The sequence below is a fragment of the Aliiglaciecola sp. CAU 1673 genome (assembly GCF_029223185.1).
Taxonomy (GTDB): Bacteria; Pseudomonadota; Gammaproteobacteria; order Enterobacterales; family Alteromonadaceae; genus Bowmanella.
The window spans coordinates 14,873-38,397 of sequence record NZ_JARHUG010000005.1; the positions used below are offsets into that span (position 1 = coordinate 14,873).

A 23,525-nucleotide genomic window follows, 5' to 3' on the forward strand; every position below is an offset into this window, starting at 1 on the left:
AGTTAAGGATTAACCAATAAGAATTTGGTTAAATACTGTGTCATGTACAGAAAATAGCGGTGAAATATGTATCTCACCGCCTTTATCAATCGCAATTATGAAGCCGCAATCAGCCCTGGCGTTGACGCACCACTTCGTAGAGGCAAATGCCGGTGGCCACCGACACATTGAGACTGGATACCGAGCCGGCCATGGGCAGTTTGATCAGTTCGTCACAATGCTCACGTGTGAGACGACGCATACCCTTGCCCTCCGCCCCCATTACCAAAGCAATGGGTCCGGTCAACTTCGACTGGTAAATATCCTGCTGTGCTTCACCGGCAGTCCCCACTATCCATACACCAGCTTGCTGCAGCTCTTTTAAAGTGCGAGCCAAATTGGTGACCTGAATAAGGGGGACCACTTCGGCCGCCCCACAGGCTACTTTACGCACTGTTGGTGTCAAAGAAGCCGATTTGTCTTTGGGCACAATCAATGCGTGCACCCCAGCAGCATCGGCCGTACGCAGACAAGCGCCGAGGTTATGGGGGTCGGTCACACCATCGAGGACCAGCAAAAATGGCTGTGCATTGGCAGAAATAATGTCGTCCAGATCTTTCTCATCATACTGACGACCAGGTTTAACCTTGGCCACCACCCCCTGATGTTGCTCCCCCTGAGCCTTGTCATCCAAGGTTTTGCGTTGACAGAACTGCACAGAGGCGCCGAAACGCCTGGCTTGATTGATAATATTGAGGAGTTTGTCGTCTTCGCGCCCCTTTAAAACAAAGAGTTCAATGAGTCGCTCTGGCTCACGCTGCAATAAAGACTCCAGTGCATGAATGCCGTATACCCAGTCTTGTTGGGCCATATCTTACTTCCTCTTCCTTTTATCGGCTGACCCAGGGCGTTTTTTGCTTGCAGCCGGTTTGCCCGAGCGTCCTCGCTTTGGAGAAGCGTCACCAGTGGACTTGCCACGTTTGCCCCACACATTGTCCCCTGGTTGCTCTTCGGTCGCTGAACCGGCAGAGGGAGGATTTTCCAGACCGATGTTATCGTTCCGGGACTTGGCATTGGAACGCTTGCTTTTGGTTTTGCTGATCTGACGAACCGAGACCTTGCGTCCGCCCTTCCCTTTGCCTTGAGGTTGGTCCAGGACAAAATCAATTTTCCGATCGTCCAGGTTAACCGACGCCACCTTAACCCTGACCTGATCCCCGAGGCGGTAGATGATCCCCAAATTCTCGCCAATCAGGTACTGTTTGATTTCGTCGAAATGGTAGTAATCATTCTCAAGCGCAGTGATATGCACCAAACCATCGATATGAAACTCAGTAAGTCGGACAAAGAAACCAAAGTTGGTGACTGAGGCAATCACACCATCGAAACTGTCCCCAACATGGTCGAGCATAAATTCACATTTCAGCCAGTCGGCCACATCGCGGGTGGCGTCATCGGCACGCCGCTCGGTCATCGAACACTGCTCACCCAATTGCGAGACTTCATCGGCTTCATAGGCTTTTCCGCCGGTGTTGCCCTTACGTTTGGCCTGTCTATCCAGCACCGCTTTGATGGCGCGATGCACCACCAAATCCGGGTAGCGGCGAATAGGCGAAGTAAAGTGGGCATAAGCATCGAGCGCCAAACCAAAGTGGCCGATGTTTTCGCGATCATAGACCGCTTGTTTCATGGAGCGTAACAACATGGTTTGGATCAGTTCCTGATCCGGGCGATTTTGGATCTTCGCCACCACGTTGCTGAAATCCTCGGGGCTTGGCTCCTTGCCAATGCCATGGGGAATGCCCACTTCCGCGAGATAACTCAAGAAACTGCGAAGACGATCGCTGTCGGGCTGGTCATGCACACGATACAGCCCTTCGGCTTTGTGTTCTTGCAAGAACTTGGCGGTGCTGACATTGGCCAGGATCATGCACTCTTCGATAATCTTATGGGCATCGTTTCTGACCAGCGGCACGATATGGTCAATCTTGCGCTGGGCATTAAAGATAAATTTGCTTTCCTGCGTCTCGAACTCGATGGCACCGCGGCGGCCTCGGGCTTTTTTCAGCGCGCGATAGAGATCATGCAGGTTGCGAAGGTGAGGTACTAGGGGCTCATAGCGCTGATACAGATCTTTATCACCCTGCAATATGTCCCACACCTTGGTATAGGTGAGACGTGCATGGGAATTCATCACCGCTTCATAAAAACGATATTCTTTGAGGATGCCGGACTTGGAGATGGTCACTTCACAGACCATACATAGCCTGTCTACCTGCGGATTGAGTGAGCACAAGCCGTTGGACAGCACCTCTGGTAACATTGGCACTACTTGCTCGGGGAAATACACCGAGTTACCGCGTTCAATGGCTTCTTTGTCCAGTGCCGTGCCAGGACGCACGTAATAACTGACATCGGCAATGGCCACCCACAGTTTCCAGCCACCGTCATCCAAAGGTTCACAATACACCGCATCGTCAAAATCACGGGCATCTTCACCGTCTATGGTCACCAGCGGCATGGTGCGCAGATCAATACGCCCGTGTTTGGCTTCTTCCGGCACCTCTTCGGTCAGCCCTTTGATTTGCTTGTCTACTTCTTTGGGCCAGGCGTGGGGAATATCGAAGGTACGCAGCGCCATCTCGATTTCCATGCCGGGTGCCATATGCTCACCCAGCACTTCAACTATCTTGCCGACCGCGTTGACCCGGCGTTGCGGGCGTTCGAGGATTTCCACTACCACCACATGGCCCTGTCTGGCGCCTTTGGTATGCTCGGGGGGAATGATAATGTCCTGACAGATACGGCTATCATCTGGCACCACCACACCCATACCATTTTCAAAGAAATAGCGGCCGACAATGGGTTCGCTGCGTGTTTCCACAACGCGCACGATCCGCGCTTCTTTCTTACCTTTAAAATCAGAAGCACTTTCGGTAACCAACACCACATCGCCGTGTAGCAGGGTCTGCATAGGGGTACTGTGAATAAAGAGATCTGGCTTACCATCCTCTCTTTTTAGAAAGCCAAAACCATCGCGATGGCCGATAACTTTGCCTTTGATCAGGTCCATCTTCTCGGCCAGGCCATATTTTTTATTGCGGTTAAAGAGGACTTGTCCTTCGCGCTCCATGGCACGCAGTCGGCGCTGGATCCCTACGCGGCTGTCTTCATCTCGGGCATCCACCAGTTCGCAGATTTCCATCAGAGAGAGGGGTTTATTTTGTTGCTGCAAAACCTGCAACAGGTATTCCCGGCTGGCTACCGGATTGTCGTATTTTTCTTTTTCGCGTTGGTAATTAGGATCGTCGCTCATTGGCCCTTTCATCTGAGTGGCTTGGCTTATCAGCCCTCATTATAACGAAGTGCCTGATATATATTCGGTAATTTTGTGCGCAATTGAGAATGCTTGCCTGCTAAGCCAATTCTCTCTGGTGTCCGGTACAAATATTCTTTCATCTCATCGACAAAGAGTACAAATATTGAGCCAGACAGCAGTATTTCTGCCAGTTGTAACAGAGGCTGAACAAAGCACTTTTTAGCAATAGTTGGACACAACTATGACAGGCTGAACTCAATTTCTGCGCCTAGATATTAAGAGCGTAATCTGCACACCATCGTGCATAAACGCATCGAATACTTTTATGCAGGAGAGGACTATGAAAGCGATCACATTATTTTCAGCCGTTGCCTTGGGAGTTTCAGCGAATGCAGCAGCGATGACTGATGATTATATTGAGGCAGCCCTTATTGAAGTGTGTGAATCGGTGATGAGCAATAAGCCGTTTAAGCTAAAAGATACGCTGAGAGAGCATCGCTTGGATGTACCTACGATCAATGAAAAGTTGTTGTGCAACTCGGAATCACCTTACAGGTTCGCACTGACACACAGCGCAACACGAACGGCCAATATTTTGAGCGCAGGACGCGTTGACATTAAGGACATTGCCAAAACAGAAAGCAAAATTAATGTCACTATTGGACACTAGTTTTATACCTATACAGGCGTCAACTATCTAGCGGACGCCTGGCTTCTCTGACCGCCTTGGGATGCATCAGCTTTTCCAGACCGGCAAGACAATTGGCGATTTTCTTGTGGGTGGCATCATCCCCGGTCACGGCGTTATACAGCCAATGGTAGGCATCCACAAAATCATAGGGACTGCCATAGCCTTCGATAAACAAGTCGGCCAACTGGATCTGTGCTTTGAGATTGCCCAAGCTCGCCGCTTCACGCAACATCACAACGGCCCGTTCCTTATCCTGCTGAACCAGTTTGCCTTGTGCATGATAGCGACCAAGCTGCTCCAATGCCGCCGGGAGTCCTTGCTCAGCTGCCTCGTTCATGTAGTAGATACCTTTCTCAACATCGCGTTTTACACAAACACCCCAGGCCAACATGTCCCCCCACAGAAACTGGTAGGCGGGCACCATCAGGGTTTTGGCCCTGGCTTCGATATCCTGAACCAACTGGCAACGATCCTGCACTACCCTGTCTAAATGGGCGTTATTGTTGATCATGCGGATCAGTTCGTCCTGCGAGTACAGTTGAACGGCCTTTAGTTCTTCCTGGGCAGACGCAAACCCAGCCATGGCCGATAAAAGCATCAGTGGAAAAAGTGATTTGAACATCTGAATTCCCTCATTCTTGCCCTGTTATCGGCCAAACTGAAAAAAGCTGAAATCTAAGCATTGATCCGTTGGATAGCCTCTTCTAAATGGCGACGGGGACAACCAAAATTTATTCGCACAAATTGTGGATCACCGAAATCAGCACCGGGCGAGGGTCCAACACCTTTGTTTTCAAACCAATGCTGCGGGTTTTCTACGCCCAACCCGCTAGCATCAACCCAGGCCAGGTACGTTGCCTGCGGCTTGAGTAAGCTCAAACCTGGAACCTTATTAATTTCATCCACCAAATAATCACGATTGTCGCGCAAATATTGTAGTTGTGCTTGATACCATTCATCACAGCGGGTAAATGCCGCCTCGGTAGCCACCAGTCCGAGTACATTGACCCAAGGCACAATCCCCATGGCCGCCTGGCTAAAGCGGCGGCGTAAGACGGCATTCTCGATCACCGCAAAAGAAGCGCCTAACCCCGCAATATTGAAGGTTTTGCTGGCTGCCATTAGTGTCAAAGAACGCTCACGCAGTGCATCCAGCTTGCCTGCCGGAACATGTTTGGCCTTATCATCCAATATCAAATCACAATGGATTTCGTCGCTGCAAAGTATCAGGTCATGACGCTCACAAATATCAGCAAGCCTGAGTAACTCATTTTCGCTCAATACCGAGCCGACGGGATTCATGGGATTGCAAAGGATCAGCAATTTAGCTTTAGGGTCGGCTGCGGCGGTCTCCAATGCATCCCAATCCAGCATCCAGCGGCCATGTTGTTCCACGGTGGGAATATCCACCCGTTCAAGGGAGTTCAGCCCGGGCGCGGCCAATAAAGGAGGATAGTTAGGTACCTGCACCAAAACCTTGTCTCCGGGTTCACAAAAGGCTTTACAGGCCACATTGAAAGCAGGCACCACACCCGGTGTCCACAGGATCCAATCCAGCGCAATGTGCCACTGATGGCGGTTTGCCAACCAGTGAGCAATAGCCTGTTTGCCCGGTTCGTATTGAGCTGGCAGGGTGTAACCCAAGACGCCGTGAGCCACGCGATTATGCAATGCATCCAGAATGGCTGGCGCACAACGAAATTCGGTATCGGCGACCCACATGGGCAGTACGTCTTGATCGCGGTACTTTTCCCATTTAAAGGCATAGGTTTGACTTCGGTCTATCAGCTCATTGAAATCCATTAAATTTTCTCAGTTTTTGCACTTTTAAGATGAGGTTGAGTTAACCAGATGCAGGATCTTCTTGTCTATTTGATTGCGATTAAAAGGCTTGGCGATAAAGTCAGATGCCCCCGCTTCTTTAGCTTCCATCACCCTACCTAGGGTGGCATCGGCGGTAATAATCAGTATGGGAAGATCAGGATGACTTAACCTTATCAATTTTAAAAACTCCAGTCCCGACATTCCGGGCAAATGCCAGTCGCAGATAAGCACATCATAATGACTCACATCCACGCCATTTAAATGTTTAGTGGCACGTTCGGCCGTATCAAACGCGCTGACCTGCTCTGCACCGAGATTTCTTAAGATATGGGAGAGGATCTCGGTAGTCGTGCCATCGTCTTCAATCAGCAATGCATTGAATCGACCGGGCTTGGTTTCAGAGTCGTGCATGCATTGCCTCCTTATTGGCAATCAGAAGCGGCTTCACCACATGCAGATATTAGGGAAGAGGAGCGGCGAAACAAGTTTGATCTGGAACAAATTATTCTTGTCTCAAGTTTGACCCTTATCAAGTCGGAAACGGCACTATCACGACATACTGACCATGAGTTAAATAACGGAGATACGGACATGAACGACAATGTAGGCATTCTTGATAGCGCCATCCGCTCCATTATAGCGGTTGTATTACTGACCCTGGCAGTAGAGGGAATATTCTCACCTGTTGTGAGTGTAGCCTTGGTTGTAGCCGGATTGGCGCTTTGGATATCGGTCTCTTCCGGCGTTTGCATGATCTACAGAATGCTGGGAATTGATACCTACCATCATGGTGGGGCCCACTAATAGCCGATTCACCAAAAAACAAAGGGCGCCTGAAGCGCCCTTTATGTTGTCTGAAGACAGGAACTACATGGCGTAAATAAACAGCGCCGACAACACGACCCCGGCAGCGCCGAAAAAGCCGTATTCTATCTTCGCTTTAACGGGGCTTTCACCCTCAGCGACCGGCGACTGGAGCATTGCCATAATCAGGCTGCTTACACCCAGTACCATTGCCATCAGGGCAAATCCGAACAGTATTGCTTCCGCCCAATTGCTCATGTCACACCTCATGCATAAATTCAGTGGCGCTATTATGCCCGAAAAAACCACTAAGAATCACTGTGTTGGATCAACTTTTTCAGGGTTCAAGCCAAGCAAGGATAGATGCCATCAAGGCGAAATTCACCAAATTATGGTGAATTCACTCAACCACGAGCCAAAAAACGTTACGAATAAATATCTATATTATTGTTATTTATGACTTTTTATTTTGGCACAGCACTTGCCATGTGAGTTTAGCAACCGCTAATAAGATAAGGATCCACCATGAGAGTATTGATTGCTGCCACGCTGCTTACCGCTACCAGCGTAATGGCCAACGATTGCCATGTTAAGTTCGACGGACATATGTCACTGCAGCAAAACAGACTGCAGGTGACCCTCGATAAAGGCAACCAACTGGTGCTGGACGGTCAAAATGTGTGGTTGGATAACCAGCCGCTAACCCTCGGCTACGATCAACAACATCTGCTGAACAGTTACCACCAACAAGTGCGAGGCTTAGTGCCCAAGATCGCAGATATTGTGATTGAGGCTGTAGATTTAGCCAATCAGGGGGTCAGTCGTGCTTTTGGAGAACTATTAGGTAAGGACGATGAGGGCGTACTGGAACTGTCTCAGGAACTGTCGCAACTGAGCATGGATTTACGCAGCAAATTCTATGGACCAGACGGTAATCCTGTATTCGATTCAGTAACCTTCGAGGATGGCCAGTTTTTGGATACTGAGTTTGAATCCAGACTGGAAGAGAAAATAGAAAAACTGGTTGCCAACTCCATGGGTAAATTAATGATTGCCATCGGTACCGAGATGCTTTTCAGTGGTGGCGATATGCAGGCATTTGAACGACGCATGGAGGATTTTGGCGACCAGCTGGAGCAGGAAATGGAAATAAAAGCGGATATCATCGAAGCCAAAGCAACGGCCCTTTGCAGCGATATGTTGGAACTGGATCGTCTTGAAAATGAAATCCGCCGCGACATCCCTGAACTGGCGTCCATGGATATGCTTCAGGTTTCCGATTACCAGCAGGCAATGTAAGCTTTGCTCAGAATTCGCAGAAGCGGCTTCGGCCGCTTTTTTATTGGGCTATATCCATGTCATCTATATCTATTTTGGGTTGCGGCTGGCTGGGCCTGCCGCTGGCAAAGACACTGTCAGGTCAGGGATATTTGGTTGCAGGCAGTTGTCGCAGCGAAGAGAAAAAGCAGCAGCTGCATAGCCTGGGCATTTCAGCCTGGACTTACCAATTAGGGGAATCACTGCCAACAGCCTTAGCCAAGTCAGACTATGTGGTGCTAAATATTCCACCCGGTAGGCGAAACTTCAGCCCCGAGCGCTTCCTGACACAGATGAATCAAATGATCGATAGTATTCTGGCTGGCCCTTGCCGGCATATCCTTTTTGTCAGTACCACCTCTGTCTATGGTGATATGGACGGCATTGTCAACGAGACGACGCAACCCATTCCCAATACCGAATCAGGTCTGGCGCACCTTATGTTGGAAAACAGACTATTGCAGACCGGGCGCGCCAGTATTTTGCGATTGGCCGGATTAATCGGCCCCGGCCGTCATCCAGTAAAACATCTTGCAGGACGGCAGGTAAACAAGGGTGGTCAAGGAGTAAACCTGATCCATCTGGATGATGTTATTCAGGCCATCATCGCCGCGCTGCATCCCCGTCATATTGGTCAGGTATTTCATCTGGCGGCTACGGAGCATCCTTCAAGAGCAGATTTCTACATCTTTGCCGCTAAGCAAGCGGGAATGTCATTACCTAGCTTTACTGACCATACTGGCAGCAACAGCAAAAAAGTGGATGCCAGCAAGACCATCGAAAGATTGGAAATAACGCTAAAGTATCCCAATCCATTTCACATGCCCGTTGAGCTCTAGTCTAAGATACCGCAGCGTGTAGGAGACTTGTGGTAATTCAATCAAAAACCAGCTTGCCTAGTATTTTACTCAGCTTCTTAAAGAAATACCCACTAGGATCCCTATAGGACATAGGGTTATTCAGCACATATGCAAAATATATTTGCTGAGTTGTTAAATGAATAAAAAGGGCAACCGATGGCTGCCCTTTTTTGCATGCAATTTGGTTAGAACAACAAGTTCTTACCTAGGAATATAGTGGAGACGGTATTGACGAAAATCACCGCCAGGATCACCGGAATAAAGGTGCCCAGTGAGAAGTTCACATACTTCTGCAGCAACGAGCCGGCAAACTGATCATTACCCTGGCTGATTTCGGCATCGAAGTTGTGCTTCTTCCAGCGATAAATCACAAACAGGCATAGCAACAAGCCATTTAACGGCAGAATGGTCTCGTAGAAAATGTCATAGACCAGGTCAAAGACAGACTTATTCAACGGCACACCATTGCTGTCCAGCCCGTAGGACGTGAGACTGCTGAAAATCTCCACCCGGCCGAAGGACAAGGCACAGACAACGGCTAAGGTGATCATGGCCGCTCCCAGTGAATACAAGGCAGTGCGACGACTGACGCCCTTGCCATCCATCAAACAAGCCACCGGTACTTCGATAATGGAGACCAAAGAGGTCAGCGCGGCAAAGAATACCAACAAGAAGAAGAAGCTGGCGATAAAGGACGCACCGAAGTAGCCAATATCCGTCTGCAAGGCCAGGAAGATTTTGGGTAAGAAGGTGAAAATCATGCTGATGCTGGACTCAGAAAGCTGGCTAATCTGCACATCGGGGTTAAATGAAAACACCGCGGGCAAAATCAACAGACCTGAGCAAGCCGCTACCAACAATGACAACCCCGCCACCATCTTACCGGCGTGCACAATATTGTTGTCTTTCTGAATATAAGAGCCGTAGGTGACCAGAATGCCCATGGCCAGTGACAAAGAGAAAAAGGCTTGGGCCAGGGCACCGTTTAGCACCTTACCGGTCATCTTCTCAAATTCCGGGATCAGGAAGAACTTTGCACCCAAAGAGGCGTTCTCCAGGGTCATGACGTAGGCGACCAACGCAATCAACATTAAAAACAGCAGCGGCATCAGCACTCTGGCGGCCTTTTCGATGCCCTTTTTGACCCCGCCCTGAAGGATAAAGAACGTCAGGCCGATAACCATCGCCATATAAACAAAGAGTTCATTGCTATTAATAAATTCGCCGAAACTGCTGGGCGCCGCCAGCCATTCCAGTTGCCCCATGACTGATTTGGCCAGATAACCGAAAATCCACACGGTGATCACCAGATAAAACACCGCAATCATGAAAGGCGTGATCACCGACATCCAGCCAACAGTGCGCCAGGCACGGTTTTGGCCGATTTCAGTGTAGGCACCTAATGGATTTTGGCGGGTATGGCGACCCAGACTCATCTCTGCCAGCATCACCGGCAAACAGATAAAGAACACAAAAACCGCGTACATGATTAAAAAGGCGGCACCGCCGTTTTTGCTGGCCATCACCGGGAAAGCCACTAAATTACCGATGCCAACCGCTGAGCCGGCCGCAGCCAATACAAAGCCCAAGCTGGAGCTGAATTCTTCGCGTTTCATTCCTAAGCGCACTCCCTGATTTTATGGTTGTTATTGTCGCTCGAAGGAACAGGATGTTAACAGTGAGATAACAAAAAGTCTTGACCGCCAGCTGAATTAATCGCGCATTCATCCCTATACAGGCTGTAAAGCTTGCCCTGCCTCACCAGGGAATGGTCTGACCTTGCCAATCCAAATAAAAGGGAGCCCCTTTGTCGGGCAATGCCCCAAGCACCGACAGCAAATAGCCCGCCGCCTGCTCTGAACTGAACAGCTTGTCTGCTGGGACGTTAGATTGAAAGGGCTTAGATAGGGGCGTATCCACGGTACCGGGATGATAGCTGACCAAGCGCACATTTGGCGCGCGTCGCGCATATTCCACCTGAGCCGTCTTGATCAGCATGTTTAGAGCGGCCTTTGAGGCACGATAGCCGTACCAGCCGCCAAGACGATTGTCGTTGATGCTGCCCACTCTGGCACTGAAAAACACACAAGTAGCAGCAGTATTCCCTTTCACCAATGGCAACAGATGCTTAAGCCACAGCGCTGGCAGGACCGAGTTTACATGAAAGTACTGCTGCAGGGAGGACGATTGAATATCTTCCAGGCGCCGCTCCGGCTTCAGCTGCTCACCATGCAATATGCCGCTGCAACACAATACTAAGTCATAGCGTCTCCCCTCTTTTGCCAGTTGCTGGCAGAGTGCGCCGATAGCCTGATCATCCTGTTGCTGCAGTTGCCAGCTTCGCACCTGGCCGGGTAAATGGACTATCAAACGTCTGCTGACCAGGTCGATTGAGCAGTTATCCGTTTGGCAAAGTTGCTTGGTGATGGCCTGCGCGATGGCACTGGAGGCACCGATGATCAGGACATTGTTCATTTTAGTTGGCATTTGCTGCAATCCGATATGTCAGCACGGCCTGTCAATTGGTGGCGATAGCGGGCAAAGAGGCCATACAACACATCGGCAAACGGCCGAATAAGCGGCCAGCGCAAAGGCGCAATCCAGCCACCTTTGCCGACCACACGCCAGACTGCCAACGTCGCGTCCAAACCGGAAACCCAGGTGCCGTTTGCCCATTGGGCATGCAGTATCGCGTCAAGCTTTGCCCTATCCAGATCCGGGTAGCACGCAGTGAATTCGTCATTATTAATGTCCACAAAGCGAATTTCATCGCAACTGTCCCAACGACGAAGGTGGCGAACCTCAAAATTGCATAAAGGGCAGTTGCCGTCATAAAAGAGCGTGAGTTTGATCATGGATAGGTCCTGAATCTTTAGAATGATTACGCAATAGATATTCTTTTGGATGACTTGAAGCAGAGCGCGTTTGGACGCACATTTAGATTCTCTTATGAAATTGGCTTTTAAAAAAATGGCGAAAAATCTTCAACAGGCCACTCTGGCCGGTGGTTGTTTCTGGTGTATTGAATCGGCCTTTAATTCAGTAGATGGTGTGGAATCGGCTTATTCCGGCTATGCCGGTGGTCATGTGACAAACCCCACTTATGAACAAGTTTGTAAGGGCGATACCGGACATGCAGAAGTTGTAAGAGTCATTTTTGATAGCGACAAACTCAGCTATCGGGATGTGCTGGAAATCTTTTTTGCTTTGCATAATCCGACCCAACTGAATCGTCAAGGTAACGACATTGGTGAGCAATACCGCAGCGCCATTTTTTATCACGATGCTGAGCAAAAAGCCGAAGCAGAAAAAATCGTTGCAGAAATCAGTGAGCAGCAAGTCTGGCCTGAGCCGGTTGTTACCCAGATAGTGGAAGTGAATAATTACTATCAGGCAGAAGACTATCATCAGGACTACTTCAACAATAATCCGCAAAATCAGTATTGCAATATGGTGGTCGCCCCCAAACTGGCAAAATTTAAGAAAAAATTTGCCGAGAAGCTAAAAGGCTAGCCCGCCAGACACACCTGATTGCGACCGGCCTCTTTTGCCTGATAGAGGGCGGTGTCAGCGCGCTGTAAAATTTCATCGGCTTTGTCGCAACCAACGATGGTGGCAAGGCCAATGCTGGTTGTGAGATGCAGTCCCTGGGCCAAGGAGGAGAGGTCCAGTTGACTAAGGTTGTGGCATATCCGATTGGCTAATATTTCTGCGCTGGCGAGATCGGTGTCAGGCAGGAGGATAACAAACTCTTCCCCGCCCCATCGCGCAGCAAAATCGGTTTCGCGGCAAGCAGACTGAATTGTCTTGGCCACCCGTTTCAGCACTTTGTCACCCACATTGTGGGACCACTGATCATTGATACGTTTGAAATGGTCTAAATCCAAAAGCAGTAAACAAAGAGATGATTTCTGTCTTGTAGCCCTGGCAAACTCGCGCTGCAATACCTCATCAAAGGCTCGCCGGTTTGCCAATCCAGTCAACGGGTCTTGGCGGGCCTGGCGCTCAAAGGCTTCAGACTGAAGCTTGAGTTGTGATAGCAAAGCGGATTTTTCAGTATCAGCTTGGCGCAGCGAATCGGCAGTACGCCGCAACTCCTGGGTTTGTCTGGCCACCTGCTTTTGCAACAAGCGATTGAAGCGATGCAGTACCCGCAAGCGTAAGCGTACTGCCACAAGAATCAGCGATGCGCAAATAACAAAAACAGCAAACCAAAACCCCTTTCGTTGCCATAAATGGGGACGCAGATGAATATCTATGGTGGCTTCCTGTTCAGACCATTGACCATTGGGATAGCGGCCTCTGACCCGGAAACGATAGTCTCCAGGCGACAGATTGGTGAATTCGGTGACAGTTTGGTTATTCCGCAACACCCATTGGCTGTCGAAACCATCGAGTCGCGTCTGATATTGAATGCGCTGGGGCATGATATAGCCCAATCCGGCAAACTCGAACTGTATGCGACTGATACCCGGGCTTAGCGTCAGCTTGGCTTGAGGCATCAACACCTGACCATCGACAACCACCCCTTCCACCACCACTGGTGGGCTGACTCTGGAAAACTGGTTTAAACTCTCAGGCTGTATGCTCGCCAATCCCTTGGCCATGGCGAACCATAAGGAGCCATCCTGCGCCAGAGTCGCAGCCGGCATGGAGCCACCATTTGCCTGGGCGCTATACATGCCATCAGATTCACCAAAGAGTTCCACATCCACTTGCTGGCGCAGCCCCTTCACAAGGTCATCCACTTGTTGACGTTCTAAACGCAAAATCCCCCTGTTGCTACTTACCCAGTAATTCCCTCTCTCATCGCCGAGCATCTGGAAATACTTATCGAAGGGCAGACCCTGAGCTCGGCCGATCGACTGCATCTCACCACTGGGTAAGTGATACCGAATCAAACCACGGTCTGTTGCCAGCCAAAGAGCGTCGCTGCCTCTATCTTGATAAAAGCCAAATACAAACTCAGCGGCTTCAAAAGGATTGATATCCACGACCTGGATCTCACCTTGTTGCCAAAAGGCAAAGCCGGTGGCCCCTCCTATCCAGATACGCCCATCATCGGTTTCGTGTAAGGCGGCGATGAAGTTGGAGGGCAGTCCCTGGGCCCGGGTAAAAGTCTCAAGGCCAGATTCGGTAAGCCGATTTAAACCGCGGGATGTACCGATCCACAGGCTGCCATCAGTTGCCGGTAACAGCGCTCTGACTTCATTGGATACCAGCCCATGCTCACGATTGAGTTGGACAGTCTGTTGACCATCCTGCCATTTGAATAAGCCATTGGTGAAAGTGCCGACCCATACGCTACCATCAGTTTCCTGGGCCAGACTGAGAATAGTTTGCTCTGTGGACTGTCCCGCAAGCCTTTGAATCTCATCCCGTTTAAGAATATCGACGCCTTTACTATTGCCAATCCAGAGGGTGCCATCTTGATGTGCCATTACCACACGCACAAAATTGTCGGACAACCCTTCTGTTTTTCCGACAGCCCGAAACGGCGCTTCGCGAAGGCGAAACAACCCGCCGTTGGTACCAACCCATAAGCTGTTCTCGCGATCTTTAAACAGGGCCGTCACCCGGCTGTTCGGCAGGCCCATTTCGGTGCCCAAATGCTCCAACCCTAAGGGGCTTAACCGATAAAGTCCGTCACCCACAGTACCAATCCAGAGCTGATCATCTGTGTCGACCAATAATCTCAGCACGGCGACATCTTGCAGACCGGGAGTGAGGATGTGGAAGTGGTCTTCTTGCAATCGGTAAATACCCGATTCTGTGGCCGCCAGCAGTCGTCCTTGCGGGTCATGTACCAAATCAAATACGGGGCCCAGCGGTAAACCGGAGCTCGGCTCGATCAGCTTGATATGACCATTGTCCAGCACAAACAGTCCTTGCGCGGTACCAATCCAGACACGTCCGGTGTTATCTTCGAGCAACTGATAGATGCTTTGGTCAGTGAGACCTGATGTGGCATCGTAATGCAATCGCTCACCATCGACGCGCTGCACGTAAACCCCTTCGCCCTCCGTGCCCAACCACAAATTGCCTTTGGCATCACAATGAATGCTACGGATCAGCACGCCGGCTTCAGCAATTCTTTGCCATTGATTGTTACGGATGCGACTGACACCGCCCCGGGCATCAGCCAGCAGCATGTTTTCACTGCAGACCTTTAAAGTAAACACACCATTGTCCAACAGGCCGGTTTCGGGACTGCGCCCGTAAGACTTGAATTCGCGACCATTGAAACGCACCGCACCTTCCCAGGTCGACAGCCACAAATAGCCGTCTGACGACTGGGCAATGCCGTTAATGGTGTTATGGGGAAGTCCATCGCGAGTAGTCCAACTTTCACGGAAGAAGTCGACTAAGCGACCGTCACCGGCTAAGCCTGTACATGGCCACAAAACAACCAATAAAAATGCGATCCGCAGGACGCCTGTCAACGTCATAAGTAGCGAGAACTCCCCTTCAGAAGGGCCTTCCTGAAAAGATCCAAGGCCCCATCAGGAAAACTAAACACAAGTTCTCAAACTGCCTAGATTTCGCGCACATGTCAAATGGATGTGGTATCAGGCTCCGCGTGCGGGATGAAGCTCAAAACTGAAACAAGTGCCTTTGCCAACTTCGCTTTGCACGGTCAATTCTGAATCCAGCAGGGCCATCAGCTTTTTACTGATAGCCAGTCCCAATCCCACATGCTTGACCTTATCCGACCTGGTGTTGGATGCCTGATACCTGGCATTAAAAATATAAGCCAACTCCTGTTGGCTGATGCCTTGCCCGGTATCCTGCACATCGACACGGACCCGCTCCCCCTGAAATGCCGCCCTTAAGGTGATCTGCCCACCCTTGGGCGTATGACGGATCGCATTTTCCAGCAGATTGGTGAGCACCCGTTCCAGCTTTTCGATATCGGCAACGACCAGCCCCTGGAACTCGGTAGGTTCCACTGCCAGCCGAATATTTCTCTCCTGCGCCTTGAGGGTAAACTTGGCCACCACATCGTAGAGCAAATCAGCCAAGGCAAATGCCTCATTTTTCAGTGTGACTTGACCGCCTTCCAGATAAGCCAACTCAAATATTTGATCGATGAGGGTTTTTAAATTTTGCGCATTACGCAGTGAAATATCGAGGAAGCGACGTCTGTCAGTATCTGCAAGCGCATTGTCCTTTAATGCCAGGGTTTCAATATAGCCTTGCAGATTGGCCAGGGGTGTACGTAAGTCATGGGACAGATCCGCCAGTAACACCCGCCGATGCTCGTCAATGCTTTTGAGTTGTTCCATTTGTTGCTGGATTTGCGATGCCATTTGATGAAAGGCACAGCCGAGTTGTTGTATTTCATTGTGGCTATCGGCATGCCACTGGGATTTATTATTGGTATCCAGCCAAAATCCGCCTTGGCGAAAGGCATGCATATCACGGCTGAGACGTTGTAGTGGCTTGGTAAAAAGCCTGAACAACAGCAGCAGTAAAGCGAGTAAAAGCAACAAGGTGCTGATGCCAAAGAGTGCATACTTCTTGAGTGATTGATGTCTACTGACCTCAGCGAAGATCGAATCCAATCGCTCGCCGCCGATGATCATGTATAGATAGCCTTGCAGGCTCTCACCCTGGTACACGGGAGCAGCAGAGAATATCTTGCGACGCTCCAGATTACGGGGATCATCGCCCAGTACGGGTAAAGAACTGCCTTCGACTAGTAATTGCTGAATCGGCGCCAGATCGACCCTATCCCGTTTAACTTTGCCCGGCTCTGCAGAATAGGCCAGGATCTCTCCCCTGGCGTCCAGATAATAAAATTCAAAGCTCGGCCCCAACAGCATCAATGTATGAAAGAGGTTTTCCAGTGCATCATGGTCGTAGAGCCCCTGTGAAAGCAAAGGATTGTCATGCACTAAATGCCCTGCCAGGCCAAGGTGCAGGCGCTGTTCGGCTTCCTGCTGAGAGCGCAGGCGCAATTCGCCGCTATACCAGAACAGCAGCAGAGCCATGGTCATAAACACGGCCAGCAAGGACAGCGCCAGTCGCTGATAGAGGGTCATGCCCATGGCTGAACCCCCTGCTCATTCAACTTATAACCCACACCCCAGACCGTTTGAATAATCGCTGGGGTGTTGGCATCCACTTCCACCTTGGCACGCAGACGATTGATATGGGAATTTACCGTATGCTCGTAGCCACTATGGTGATAACCCCATACCGATTCAAGCAACTGGCTGCGGCTGAACACCTGATTGGGATGGCGCGCAAAAAAGCTGAGCAGCTCAAATTCAGTGGCCGTCAAATCAAGACATTGATTACCCAGGCTCGCCTGGCGACGGCTGGGATCGATTCTTAACCGCCCCAGCTCCAGAGGCTGTGAAGACAGCATGTGTTGCTGATCCTGCACGGTATCTGCCAGCAGGTGGACTCTTCGAAGCTGGGCTTTAGCCCGCGCTTGCAACTCGCGGACACTAAAAGGTTTGGTCATGTAGTCGTCAGCGCCAAGCTCCAGCCCCAGAACTCTGTCCATCTCCGCATTTTTGGCCGTTAACATCAGTATGGCCTGAGCCGGTTTGGCTTGACGCAGTTCCCGACACACCTCCAGGCCACTTTTCCCCGGTAACATCAGATCCAGGACCAACAAGGCGAAATCTTCATCCAATGCTCGCTCCAGCGCCAACTGGCCATCGACCTGATGTTCAGTGTGCACACCGAGCTCCATCAGGTTTACCCTGAGCAAGTCGGCAATATCGGCATCATCCTCAACGATCAGCACCTTGTCGGTCATGGTCTTTTTCCTGTTACTCTGTCCTTGTGATGCGAATTGACATAGCAGGATTATCAAAGTCATGGACATGACTCAAAACCGAGCCGGTTAATCCATCGTCGCTGCCCACAACACCCGGGTGCATGGCAACAAAATCCACATCGTCTCTGGTCATTTCAAAGCCCGAACCGCCATCGGCTGGACCGGGTATGGTTCCCTGCGCTTCAGAATTGGCTTCGGTGCCGGCGTCATATACAAAAGACGTACCGGTCCAGCTTTGGCCTACCGCCAATTCCGATAAGGGGATGCCATTGAGACCGGTGAAAGCGTCATTGGTATTCACCAACATGGTCACAATCGACATCAGTGCCATATCCTTATCATCAATGCTGATCTGCAATGTCTGGCTGGCACCGGGTGCCAACGGCGCTTCACCACTGCTGGAGGCGACCACCATATCCAGTGCTAACAGCGCACTGTTATCGCCCCCTTCGGCCAGCATTTCCAATGCTTCAGAAGCGCTCTCCCCCACCTGCCAAAGCTGCCCGGATTCATGCAACACCACCGCAATGGGGGAAAGGGGCTGTTCATGAGTCAGGTTGGTCACACTGACTTCATAACGATAAGTCACCGGTGTTGGGGTTGGCGTAGGCGTGGGAGTTGGTGTCATCGTCACAGGGTCATCATCATCGCCACAGGCGCTAAGACCCAGTGTCAGACCGATAACAACCGCCAACATCGACAACTGGCGAGGTATTGTTGGGCATGTGTTCAAAGTAGACATAAGCCCTCCTAGTTCACGACGATGGTGACTTTGGCGACCGGATTCAGCCAGCGCTGCACCTGATTCTGAATATCGCTGCTCCCACCGCTAAGATTGTCATCACCGAGATTTCCGCGATGGATATGTACCGTGCTGTTGCTTTCACTACTGGCAACGCCAGTACCGCCGGTGCCAACTAAGGCTTCCAATGGCGGTGGTACCGGCATACCGGCCTCTCCGGGCGCACCACCACCACGAATCTCATCATTAACCTCAGTGCCGGCGTCATAGGCATTAAGATAAACGCTGTAAGTGCCGGGCTCAGTGGGAATGGTCCAGCTATTTAAGCCGACGAAACCATCGTTGCTGGGCAGGATCATACCAACTAAAGACAACCGGCTATTGGCATCATCCGTGGCCAGGCTGCCACTTGCGCTTTGACCTGGCGCCAGCAAGCCGCCAGCGGGGTTCTCCAGATTATTGGCGTTCAGTCCGCTGGCCAGACTCACCAACGCAGAAATGTCACCGCCCTCAGCCATGGCCTGCAGTTCAGAAGAAGCGGCTTCGCCACTGTTGAACAGACTGATATCCGGGGTATGCGCAGTGATCAGCAAAGGGGTGAAATAGATCCCCTGGGTAAGATTCTGCACCTGAATACTCAGTTGTGCGGAATAGACCGGGGCGGCCATCAGCATCGCCAGACCAGCGGTGCAGGACAAATATGATTTCATTGCATGATTCCTCGCAAAGTTAAATACGCGAGGAAAAGCATGGGAGGAAATTATCGCAGAAGTATCACAACACCTTCACGTTTCTATCAATTTAAAAAAACGGCCACAATCAGTGGCCTGTTTCTGAGTTGGCAAAGGCTAGCGGCAAATCGAAATTTAGTACAACAAGCTATAGACTTTGCGACGATACTGACTGGCCAATGGATCGCCTTTGGGCAAAGCATTAATAGTATCCAGCATAAACTTTTTAGCCTCGCCGAAATTCAGATCTTTTTGCAGGACTTCCAGCAACAGTGCCAATGCTTCTTCGGCACGACCGGCCTGCTGCAATTGGACCGCTAACTGTACTTTGACATCAAGGCTGTCCGGCTGCGCCTGAAGGGCTTGCTGCAAGGCTTGAATTTCAGGAGTGTCGGCAGCTTGCTCAGCCAACTCAATGCGCCCTTTAAGGCTTTGATAGGTCGCGTCCTGATCCACCATACCGATGGTACTGAGCAGGGTCTTGGCCGGCTCAAACTGCCCCAAATCCAGGTAGGCCTCAATCATCACAAATTTGATATCGGCACGCTCTTTATCAAGGTCATGGGCATGCTTGGCCAGAGTAAAGGCTTGCTCGGCTTCGCCTGCGGCCAACAGTTGCTGCGCCTCGGACAATAGCTCATCGGCGGGACTTGGCAGGTGCTGCTCGAGCATCGCACGGATTTCCGATTCCTGCTTCACGCCGGCAAAACCATCTACCGGCTGACCATCTTTCACCAAGATCACGGTGGGCAGACTACGCACCCCAAATTGCATGGCAATTTGCTGCTCGGCATCGCAATCCACTTTGACCAGCACCAAATGCTGCTCATTTTCTTTGGCCAGCTTTTCCAGGATGGGCATTAAGGTTTTGCAGGGCTCACACCAATCGGCCCAAAAATCCACGACCAGCAGTTTTTCTTTAGAGGTTTCCAGGACCAACTGCTGAAAGTTGTCCAAATTCATATTTACAATGTTATTCACTGTCGATTCCATGGCATGAGAGAGTTCAATGCCAATGTTATGGGGGCGAATAGGGGATTTGCAAGCAAGGTGCAAAAGCAAACGGGGCCTGTATGGCCCCGTTTTTATCTCAAGCGGATTATAGCGTGGATAATTCTGCGGCCTTATCTGCCAGCATCGGGAAGTGACTTTGCGGTAAATAACCGCTCAGCGCGGTCATGGCAGCAGCCAGCTGGGTATAGTCTTTGGCGCGCAGGTTAAAATGCCCCATCTTACGCTTTGGCCGGACTTCTTTACCGTACCAATGCAGATGACAACCTTCCACCGCCAGCATATCGCGGTTAAAGGAGCCATAACCGATGATATTGATCATGGCACTGACTCCCAGCAACTGGGTGCTGCCTAACGGCAGGCCGCAAATCGCCCTCAGGTGATTTTCAAACTGACTGGTATCGGCGCCTTGTTGGGTCCAATGTCCGGAGTTATGCACTCTTGGCGCAATTTCATTGACCAACAGTTGATCGCCCATCTGGAAAAATTCCACCGCCAGCACACCCACGTAATCCAGGGCCTCGGTCAACTTGGTAAAGACCTCTCTGGCCTGTGCTGTAAGCTTATCGTCCAGCGCTGGAGCTGGCGCCACAGAGACATGCAGTTGTCCCTGATGGTGCAGGTTTTCCGCCAGCGGATAGAAAGCCAGATCGCCGTTTTTGCCACGCATGCCGACAATTGACAGTTCGCGCTGGAAATCCAGTTTCTTTTCCACCACCAGCGGTACTTTTTGCAGATCCAGCTCGGCCAAAGACTGTTTAAGCGCCGCCAATTCATCGGCACTGCGCAAACGCCATTGTCCGTAGCCGTCATAACCATCACGACTGGCCTTTAAGATAAGTTCCTGGCCCAACTTGGCCATGACGTCATCGAGCTGGGCCACATCGGTCACGATGGCGTAGGGGCAATTGGCGATATTGAGCTTATCCAGCAGACGTTTTTCGCGGACACGATCGGCACCGGTCAGAATGGCGGTCATGCTGGGGTAAAATTTACCGGTCATCTGCGCCTGCTCTAATAACGGCTCCGGAATATGCTCGAACTCCACGGAAATGGCGTCGGCATCGTCCATCGCGTCTTGCAGGCTTTGCGTCAGCACGCGTTTGGTCAGCGGATTGACCACCTTACCATTGCTCACATCCACTGCGGTCAGGTGAATACCCAGGGGCGCAGCGGCCAGATACATCATCCGCGCCAGCTGACCTGAGCCGAGGATCAGCACCTTCATTGAGGCAGCTCCAGGGTCTGATTGGCAAGCACCGCGGCGGTTTGCTCGGCACGAAAGGTTTGCAGCTTGGTGCGTACCACATCATCATGTAGTGCCAGAACCTGAGCAGCCATCAAGCCGGCGTTGGCCGCACCGGCTTCACCGATAGCCAGCGTGCCCACGGCAATGCCTTTTGGCATTTGCACGATAGAAAGCAGCGAGTCCATGCCACTTAAGGCTTTAGACTTTACCGGCACACCGAACACCGGCAAATGGGTATGCGCGGCAATCATACCAGGCAAGTGGGCTGCGCCGCCGGCGCCGGCAATAATGATTTCGATTCCCTGCTCATGGGCGGTACGGGCAAATTCTGCCAGCAAATCCGGTGTACGGTGGGCGGAAACCACTTTGGCACTATATTTAACGCCCAGCTGTTCCAGCATCAGAGCAGCTTGCTGCATGGTCGGCCAATCAGATTGAGAACCCATTACTATCGCCACTTTTGGCATGGTAAACCTCGGTCTTTGCTAGTCACTGTACCTGGCGGCAGCTGATGAAAGAGCGTCACCACCGCCAGGGCAAAAAAATAAAGCGGGATTGTACATCAATTCCCCGCTTTCGTCCCACTGGCTTATTTAGTGGTGCCTTCCAGCAGAGCAGCCATGCGACTACCCAGCTCTACATGGGTATTGATGCCACGGAACTGGCTGGCAGCGCGCATAGGTCCCCAGGCGATCACCGGCACTGGTGTATGGGTGTGAGTACCGGTACTCCAGACAATGTTCTGATACTTACCCTGCACCCGACCAATCAGGTTCTGATGCACATCATCGCCATAAACATAGAATTCCTTAAAGTCATAGACCTTGGGGAAAGCATCACCGGAAAGGGTTTTGTGGCCGTCGATTTGATACTCGTTGGCCTCTCGTTCAAGCACCCGCTTGGCGTCGGCTTCATTGATCGGGAATTCGGTATTGGCATTGACGGCCTGCATCAGGCTTTCCACAGTGGGAAAGTCGTTGCTCCCATGAGCCTCGCGCCAGATACCGTAAAAGTTTTTCTTTTGCGCATAGAGCTTGTCCAGCACCGACAAGTCGCCGAAATTAAAGTTGGGATAGAATGCCTTATCTTCAAAGGCGCTGCCAGGAAGGGTTGAGGGTGGTGCCACATCCTTACGGCTGTAACTAAAGCCAAAACCACCGGTTTCATGATCGGCCGTGATCACCACCAGGGTGTCATTGCGATAGCGAACCCAATCGTACACCGCTTGAATGGCTTCATCGAACTTAAGCATCTCATGCAACATCATGCCCGCATCGTTGTTATGACCTGCCCAGTCAATCTGTCCGCCTTCGATCATCAGGAAGAATCCATTGGGATCTCTGGACAGAATTTCCAGGGCCTTAACGGTCATATCGCGCAGGCTGGGTTCGTTAATATTGGCGTCGCGTCCATGGTAGGTAATGCCATCCTGCATTGCCGAGGAAGCAAACAGGCCGATTAGTTTATTCGGGCTGTTACTGATCAACTCATCACGGTTAAAGGCAAATTGATAGCCCAGGTTCTCGGCCTCTTGTAACAAGTGCTTGTTGTCATCACGCTTGGATTTGGTGCTGATCCCGGCGTTACGAATACGCTGCAAAATGGGGTCATGGCGCTGGGCGGCATCCGCAGGCAGGAAATAACCTACACCGCCGGACATCAAAACATCGGCCTGATTGGACATGACCATCTGCTCAGCAATCTCGTTTTCCATCGAGCGGTGAGCCTGGTGCGCAATGAAAGCCGCCGGGGTGGCGTGTGTCATGCGCGTATCGGAGACCAAACCGGTTGACTTGCCCATGGCTTTGGCGCGCTCCAGCAGGGTTTTGGCCGGATTCCCTTCGGCGTCCAAACCAATCATTTCGCTGCGCGACGGGAGACCGGTGGCCAGCTGCGTGGCCGAACAGGCCGAATCCACCACCAGAGCATCATAGGGACCATGCAAAGAGAAACCTGTGATGCCCGCAGAGGCAAAGGTACTAATAGCAGTCGCACTGCCCTGATAGCGAGAGTGGGGCGCACGGCGGGCATATTCTTCAAGCAGGCCGACCTGCTGTGGGCCCATACCATCGCCAATCATCAAAATCAGGTTTTTTACCTTGCCCGGGCCTTGCTGGGCAGTACCCGGCTGGGTCATCACACAGGCGGACAGTAAAGATAGCGCCAACAGGGAAACGCCGGCGATACGCAGGTTTTTCATAAAA

23 protein-coding genes are annotated in these 23,525 nt (G+C 51.1%); 5 read left to right on the top strand and 18 right to left on the bottom strand.

The annotated features are described in order from the left end of the window. Window positions 1-109: 109 nt before the first annotated feature. Window positions 110-850 (bottom strand): 23S rRNA (guanosine(2251)-2'-O)-methyltransferase RlmB, encoded by a 741-nt coding sequence (gene rlmB, locus P2G88_RS05860; protein ID WP_275794829.1) that lies wholly within the window; start codon window positions 848-850, stop codon window positions 110-112. Window positions 851-853: 3 nt separating this feature from the next. Further along, a complete protein-coding gene (gene rnr / locus P2G88_RS05865; protein ID WP_275794830.1) occupies window positions 854-3,295 on the bottom strand; it encodes a ribonuclease R in 2,442 nt (813 codons plus the stop codon). A gap of 343 nt (window positions 3,296-3,638) precedes the next feature. Here rnr and P2G88_RS05870 point away from each other — a divergent pair, with 343 nt between their 5' ends. Beyond that, on the top strand, window positions 3,639-3,968 hold the full coding sequence (locus P2G88_RS05870) for a DUF3718 domain-containing protein (protein ID WP_275794831.1): 330 nt from the start codon (window positions 3,639-3,641) through the stop codon (window positions 3,966-3,968). 19 nt (window positions 3,969-3,987) lie between these two features. Here P2G88_RS05870 and P2G88_RS05875 read toward each other — a convergent pair whose 3' ends face one another. The 3 genes from P2G88_RS05875 to P2G88_RS05885 all read right to left on the bottom strand — a co-directional run bounded on the left by P2G88_RS05875 (window position 3,988) and on the right by P2G88_RS05885 (window position 6,224). Further along, window positions 3,988-4,587 carry a tetratricopeptide repeat protein gene (locus P2G88_RS05875; protein ID WP_275795070.1) on the bottom strand — a complete coding sequence of 200 codons (600 nt, stop codon included), beginning with the start codon at window positions 4,585-4,587 and terminating at the stop codon, window positions 3,988-3,990. A gap of 77 nt (window positions 4,588-4,664) precedes the next feature. Next, on the bottom strand, window positions 4,665-5,792 hold the full coding sequence (locus P2G88_RS05880; RefSeq protein WP_275794832.1) for a PatB family C-S lyase: 1,128 nt from the start codon (window positions 5,790-5,792) through the stop codon (window positions 4,665-4,667). 24 nt (window positions 5,793-5,816) lie between these two features. Continuing rightward, window positions 5,817-6,224: a response regulator gene (locus P2G88_RS05885; protein ID WP_275794833.1), complete on the bottom strand. Its 408-nt coding sequence runs from the start codon at window positions 6,222-6,224 to the stop codon at window positions 5,817-5,819. Between the two features lie 180 nt (window positions 6,225-6,404). Here P2G88_RS05885 and P2G88_RS05890 point away from each other — a divergent pair, with 180 nt between their 5' ends. Further along, window positions 6,405-6,617: a DUF2892 domain-containing protein gene (locus P2G88_RS05890; protein WP_275794835.1), complete on the top strand. Its 213-nt coding sequence runs from the start codon at window positions 6,405-6,407 to the stop codon at window positions 6,615-6,617. A gap of 63 nt (window positions 6,618-6,680) precedes the next feature. On the opposite strand, the gene P2G88_RS05895 is transcribed toward P2G88_RS05890, so the two are convergent. Continuing rightward, on the bottom strand, window positions 6,681-6,875 hold the full coding sequence (locus tag P2G88_RS05895; protein ID WP_275794836.1) for a hypothetical protein: 195 nt from the start codon (window positions 6,873-6,875) through the stop codon (window positions 6,681-6,683). Window positions 6,876-7,142: 267 nt separating this feature from the next. Here P2G88_RS05895 and P2G88_RS05900 point away from each other — a divergent pair, with 267 nt between their 5' ends. Together P2G88_RS05900 and P2G88_RS05905 are read left to right on the top strand one after the other, a co-directional pair. Continuing rightward, the gene (locus P2G88_RS05900) at window positions 7,143-7,916 is read left to right on the top strand and encodes a DUF2884 family protein (protein WP_275794837.1); all 774 of its coding nucleotides are present in this window, start codon (window positions 7,143-7,145) and stop codon (window positions 7,914-7,916) included. Window positions 7,917-7,972: 56 nt separating this feature from the next. After that, window positions 7,973-8,773, top strand: coding sequence for an SDR family oxidoreductase (locus P2G88_RS05905; RefSeq protein ID WP_275794839.1), 801 nt, complete (start codon window positions 7,973-7,975; stop codon window positions 8,771-8,773). Window positions 8,774-8,979: 206 nt separating this feature from the next. Here the strand turns inward: P2G88_RS05905 and P2G88_RS05910 are convergent, their stop codons facing one another. The 3 genes from P2G88_RS05910 to P2G88_RS05920 all read right to left on the bottom strand — a co-directional run bounded on the left by P2G88_RS05910 (window position 8,980) and on the right by P2G88_RS05920 (window position 11,649). Next, window positions 8,980-10,410 carry a sodium-dependent transporter gene (locus P2G88_RS05910; RefSeq protein ID WP_275794841.1) on the bottom strand — a complete coding sequence of 477 codons (1,431 nt, stop codon included), beginning with the start codon at window positions 10,408-10,410 and terminating at the stop codon, window positions 8,980-8,982. Between the two features lie 142 nt (window positions 10,411-10,552). After that, complete coding sequence (locus tag P2G88_RS05915) at window positions 10,553-11,281, bottom strand: SDR family NAD(P)-dependent oxidoreductase (protein WP_275794843.1); 729 nt, start codon at window positions 11,279-11,281, stop codon at window positions 10,553-10,555. Next, complete coding sequence (locus P2G88_RS05920) at window positions 11,266-11,649, bottom strand: DUF393 domain-containing protein (protein WP_275794845.1); 384 nt, start codon at window positions 11,647-11,649, stop codon at window positions 11,266-11,268. Before P2G88_RS05920 ends, P2G88_RS05915 begins: the two co-directional genes overlap by 16 nt. A 115-nt stretch (window positions 11,650-11,764) precedes the next feature. On the opposite strand from P2G88_RS05920, the gene msrA reads away from it, so the two are divergent. Further along, a complete protein-coding gene (gene msrA / locus P2G88_RS05925; protein WP_275794847.1) occupies window positions 11,765-12,307 on the top strand; it encodes a peptide-methionine (S)-S-oxide reductase MsrA in 543 nt (180 codons plus the stop codon). Here msrA and P2G88_RS05930 read toward each other — a convergent pair. The 9 genes from P2G88_RS05930 to P2G88_RS05970 all read right to left on the bottom strand — a co-directional run bounded on the left by P2G88_RS05930 (window position 12,304) and on the right by P2G88_RS05970 (window position 23,521). Beyond that, window positions 12,304-15,243 carry a ligand-binding sensor domain-containing diguanylate cyclase gene (locus tag P2G88_RS05930; protein WP_275794848.1) on the bottom strand — a complete coding sequence of 980 codons (2,940 nt, stop codon included), beginning with the start codon at window positions 15,241-15,243 and terminating at the stop codon, window positions 12,304-12,306. The two genes, msrA and P2G88_RS05930, sit on opposite strands and share 4 nt — an antisense overlap. Before the next feature lie 120 nt (window positions 15,244-15,363). Then, on the bottom strand, window positions 15,364-16,845 hold the full coding sequence (locus P2G88_RS05935) for a HAMP domain-containing sensor histidine kinase (protein ID WP_275794849.1): 1,482 nt from the start codon (window positions 16,843-16,845) through the stop codon (window positions 15,364-15,366). Then, complete coding sequence (locus P2G88_RS05940) at window positions 16,836-17,567, bottom strand: response regulator transcription factor (RefSeq protein ID WP_275794850.1); 732 nt, start codon at window positions 17,565-17,567, stop codon at window positions 16,836-16,838. Before P2G88_RS05940 ends, P2G88_RS05935 begins: the two co-directional genes overlap by 10 nt. A 13-nt stretch (window positions 17,568-17,580) precedes the next feature. After that, window positions 17,581-18,330 carry a spondin domain-containing protein gene (locus P2G88_RS05945; protein ID WP_275794851.1) on the bottom strand — a complete coding sequence of 250 codons (750 nt, stop codon included), beginning with the start codon at window positions 18,328-18,330 and terminating at the stop codon, window positions 17,581-17,583. An 8-nt stretch (window positions 18,331-18,338) separates the two neighbouring features. Beyond that, window positions 18,339-19,040: a spondin domain-containing protein gene (locus tag P2G88_RS05950; protein ID WP_275794852.1), complete on the bottom strand. Its 702-nt coding sequence runs from the start codon at window positions 19,038-19,040 to the stop codon at window positions 18,339-18,341. A gap of 156 nt (window positions 19,041-19,196) precedes the next feature. Next, window positions 19,197-20,054, bottom strand: coding sequence for a thioredoxin (gene trxA, locus P2G88_RS05955; protein WP_275795072.1), 858 nt, complete (start codon window positions 20,052-20,054; stop codon window positions 19,197-19,199). Window positions 20,055-20,160: 106 nt separating this feature from the next. Then, the gene (locus tag P2G88_RS05960) at window positions 20,161-21,300 is read right to left on the bottom strand and encodes a 5-(carboxyamino)imidazole ribonucleotide synthase (protein WP_275794853.1); all 1,140 of its coding nucleotides are present in this window, start codon (window positions 21,298-21,300) and stop codon (window positions 20,161-20,163) included. Continuing rightward, window positions 21,297-21,788, bottom strand: coding sequence for a 5-(carboxyamino)imidazole ribonucleotide mutase (gene purE / locus P2G88_RS05965; RefSeq protein WP_275794854.1), 492 nt, complete (start codon window positions 21,786-21,788; stop codon window positions 21,297-21,299). The genes P2G88_RS05960 and purE overlap by 4 nt, the downstream gene beginning before the upstream one ends. A gap of 122 nt (window positions 21,789-21,910) precedes the next feature. Continuing rightward, entirely contained in the window at window positions 21,911-23,521 is a 1,611-nt protein-coding gene (locus P2G88_RS05970; RefSeq protein ID WP_275794855.1) for an alkaline phosphatase, read from the bottom strand. Window positions 23,522-23,525: the final 4 nt, after the last annotated feature.

Excerpts from the sequence above, each read along its gene's own strand:
- P2G88_RS05910 (WP_275794841.1), bottom strand. The coding sequence starts at position 10,410 with ATGAAACGCGAAGAATTCAGCTCCAGCTTGGGCTTTGTATTGGCTGCG.
- P2G88_RS05880 (WP_275794832.1), bottom strand. The coding sequence starts at position 5,792 with ATGGATTTCAATGAGCTGATAGACCGAAGTCAAACCTATGCCTTTAAA.
- P2G88_RS05935 (WP_275794849.1), bottom strand. The coding sequence starts at position 16,845 with ATGGGCATGACCCTCTATCAGCGACTGGCGCTGTCCTTGCTGGCCGTG.
- P2G88_RS05890 (WP_275794835.1), top strand. The coding sequence starts at position 6,405 with ATGAACGACAATGTAGGCATTCTTGATAGCGCCATCCGCTCCATTATA.
- P2G88_RS05905 (WP_275794839.1), top strand. The coding sequence starts at position 7,973 with ATGTCATCTATATCTATTTTGGGTTGCGGCTGGCTGGGCCTGCCGCTG.
- P2G88_RS05945 (WP_275794851.1), bottom strand. The coding sequence starts at position 18,330 with ATGTCTACTTTGAACACATGCCCAACAATACCTCGCCAGTTGTCGATG.
- P2G88_RS05940 (WP_275794850.1), bottom strand. The coding sequence starts at position 17,567 with ATGACCGACAAGGTGCTGATCGTTGAGGATGATGCCGATATTGCCGAC.
- P2G88_RS05930 (WP_275794848.1), bottom strand. The coding sequence starts at position 15,243 with ATGACGTTGACAGGCGTCCTGCGGATCGCATTTTTATTGGTTGTTTTG.
- P2G88_RS05885 (WP_275794833.1), bottom strand. The coding sequence starts at position 6,224 with ATGCACGACTCTGAAACCAAGCCCGGTCGATTCAATGCATTGCTGATT.
- purE (WP_275794854.1), bottom strand. The coding sequence starts at position 21,788 with ATGCCAAAAGTGGCGATAGTAATGGGTTCTCAATCTGATTGGCCGACC.
- P2G88_RS05915 (WP_275794843.1), bottom strand. The coding sequence starts at position 11,281 with ATGCCAACTAAAATGAACAATGTCCTGATCATCGGTGCCTCCAGTGCC.
- P2G88_RS05895 (WP_275794836.1), bottom strand. The coding sequence starts at position 6,875 with ATGAGCAATTGGGCGGAAGCAATACTGTTCGGATTTGCCCTGATGGCA.
- P2G88_RS05970 (WP_275794855.1), bottom strand. The coding sequence starts at position 23,521 with ATGAAAAACCTGCGTATCGCCGGCGTTTCCCTGTTGGCGCTATCTTTA.
- rlmB (WP_275794829.1), bottom strand. The coding sequence starts at position 850 with ATGGCCCAACAAGACTGGGTATACGGCATTCATGCACTGGAGTCTTTA.
- P2G88_RS05960 (WP_275794853.1), bottom strand. The coding sequence starts at position 21,300 with ATGAAGGTGCTGATCCTCGGCTCAGGTCAGCTGGCGCGGATGATGTAT.
- P2G88_RS05950 (WP_275794852.1), bottom strand. The coding sequence starts at position 19,040 with ATGAAATCATATTTGTCCTGCACCGCTGGTCTGGCGATGCTGATGGCC.
- msrA (WP_275794847.1), top strand. The coding sequence starts at position 11,765 with ATGGCGAAAAATCTTCAACAGGCCACTCTGGCCGGTGGTTGTTTCTGG.
- P2G88_RS05920 (WP_275794845.1), bottom strand. The coding sequence starts at position 11,649 with ATGATCAAACTCACGCTCTTTTATGACGGCAACTGCCCTTTATGCAAT.
- P2G88_RS05870 (WP_275794831.1), top strand. The coding sequence starts at position 3,639 with ATGAAAGCGATCACATTATTTTCAGCCGTTGCCTTGGGAGTTTCAGCG.
- rnr (WP_275794830.1), bottom strand. The coding sequence starts at position 3,295 with ATGAGCGACGATCCTAATTACCAACGCGAAAAAGAAAAATACGACAAT.
- trxA (WP_275795072.1), bottom strand. The coding sequence starts at position 20,054 with ATGGAATCGACAGTGAATAACATTGTAAATATGAATTTGGACAACTTT.
- P2G88_RS05875 (WP_275795070.1), bottom strand. The coding sequence starts at position 4,587 with ATGCTTTTATCGGCCATGGCTGGGTTTGCGTCTGCCCAGGAAGAACTA.
- P2G88_RS05900 (WP_275794837.1), top strand. The coding sequence starts at position 7,143 with ATGAGAGTATTGATTGCTGCCACGCTGCTTACCGCTACCAGCGTAATG.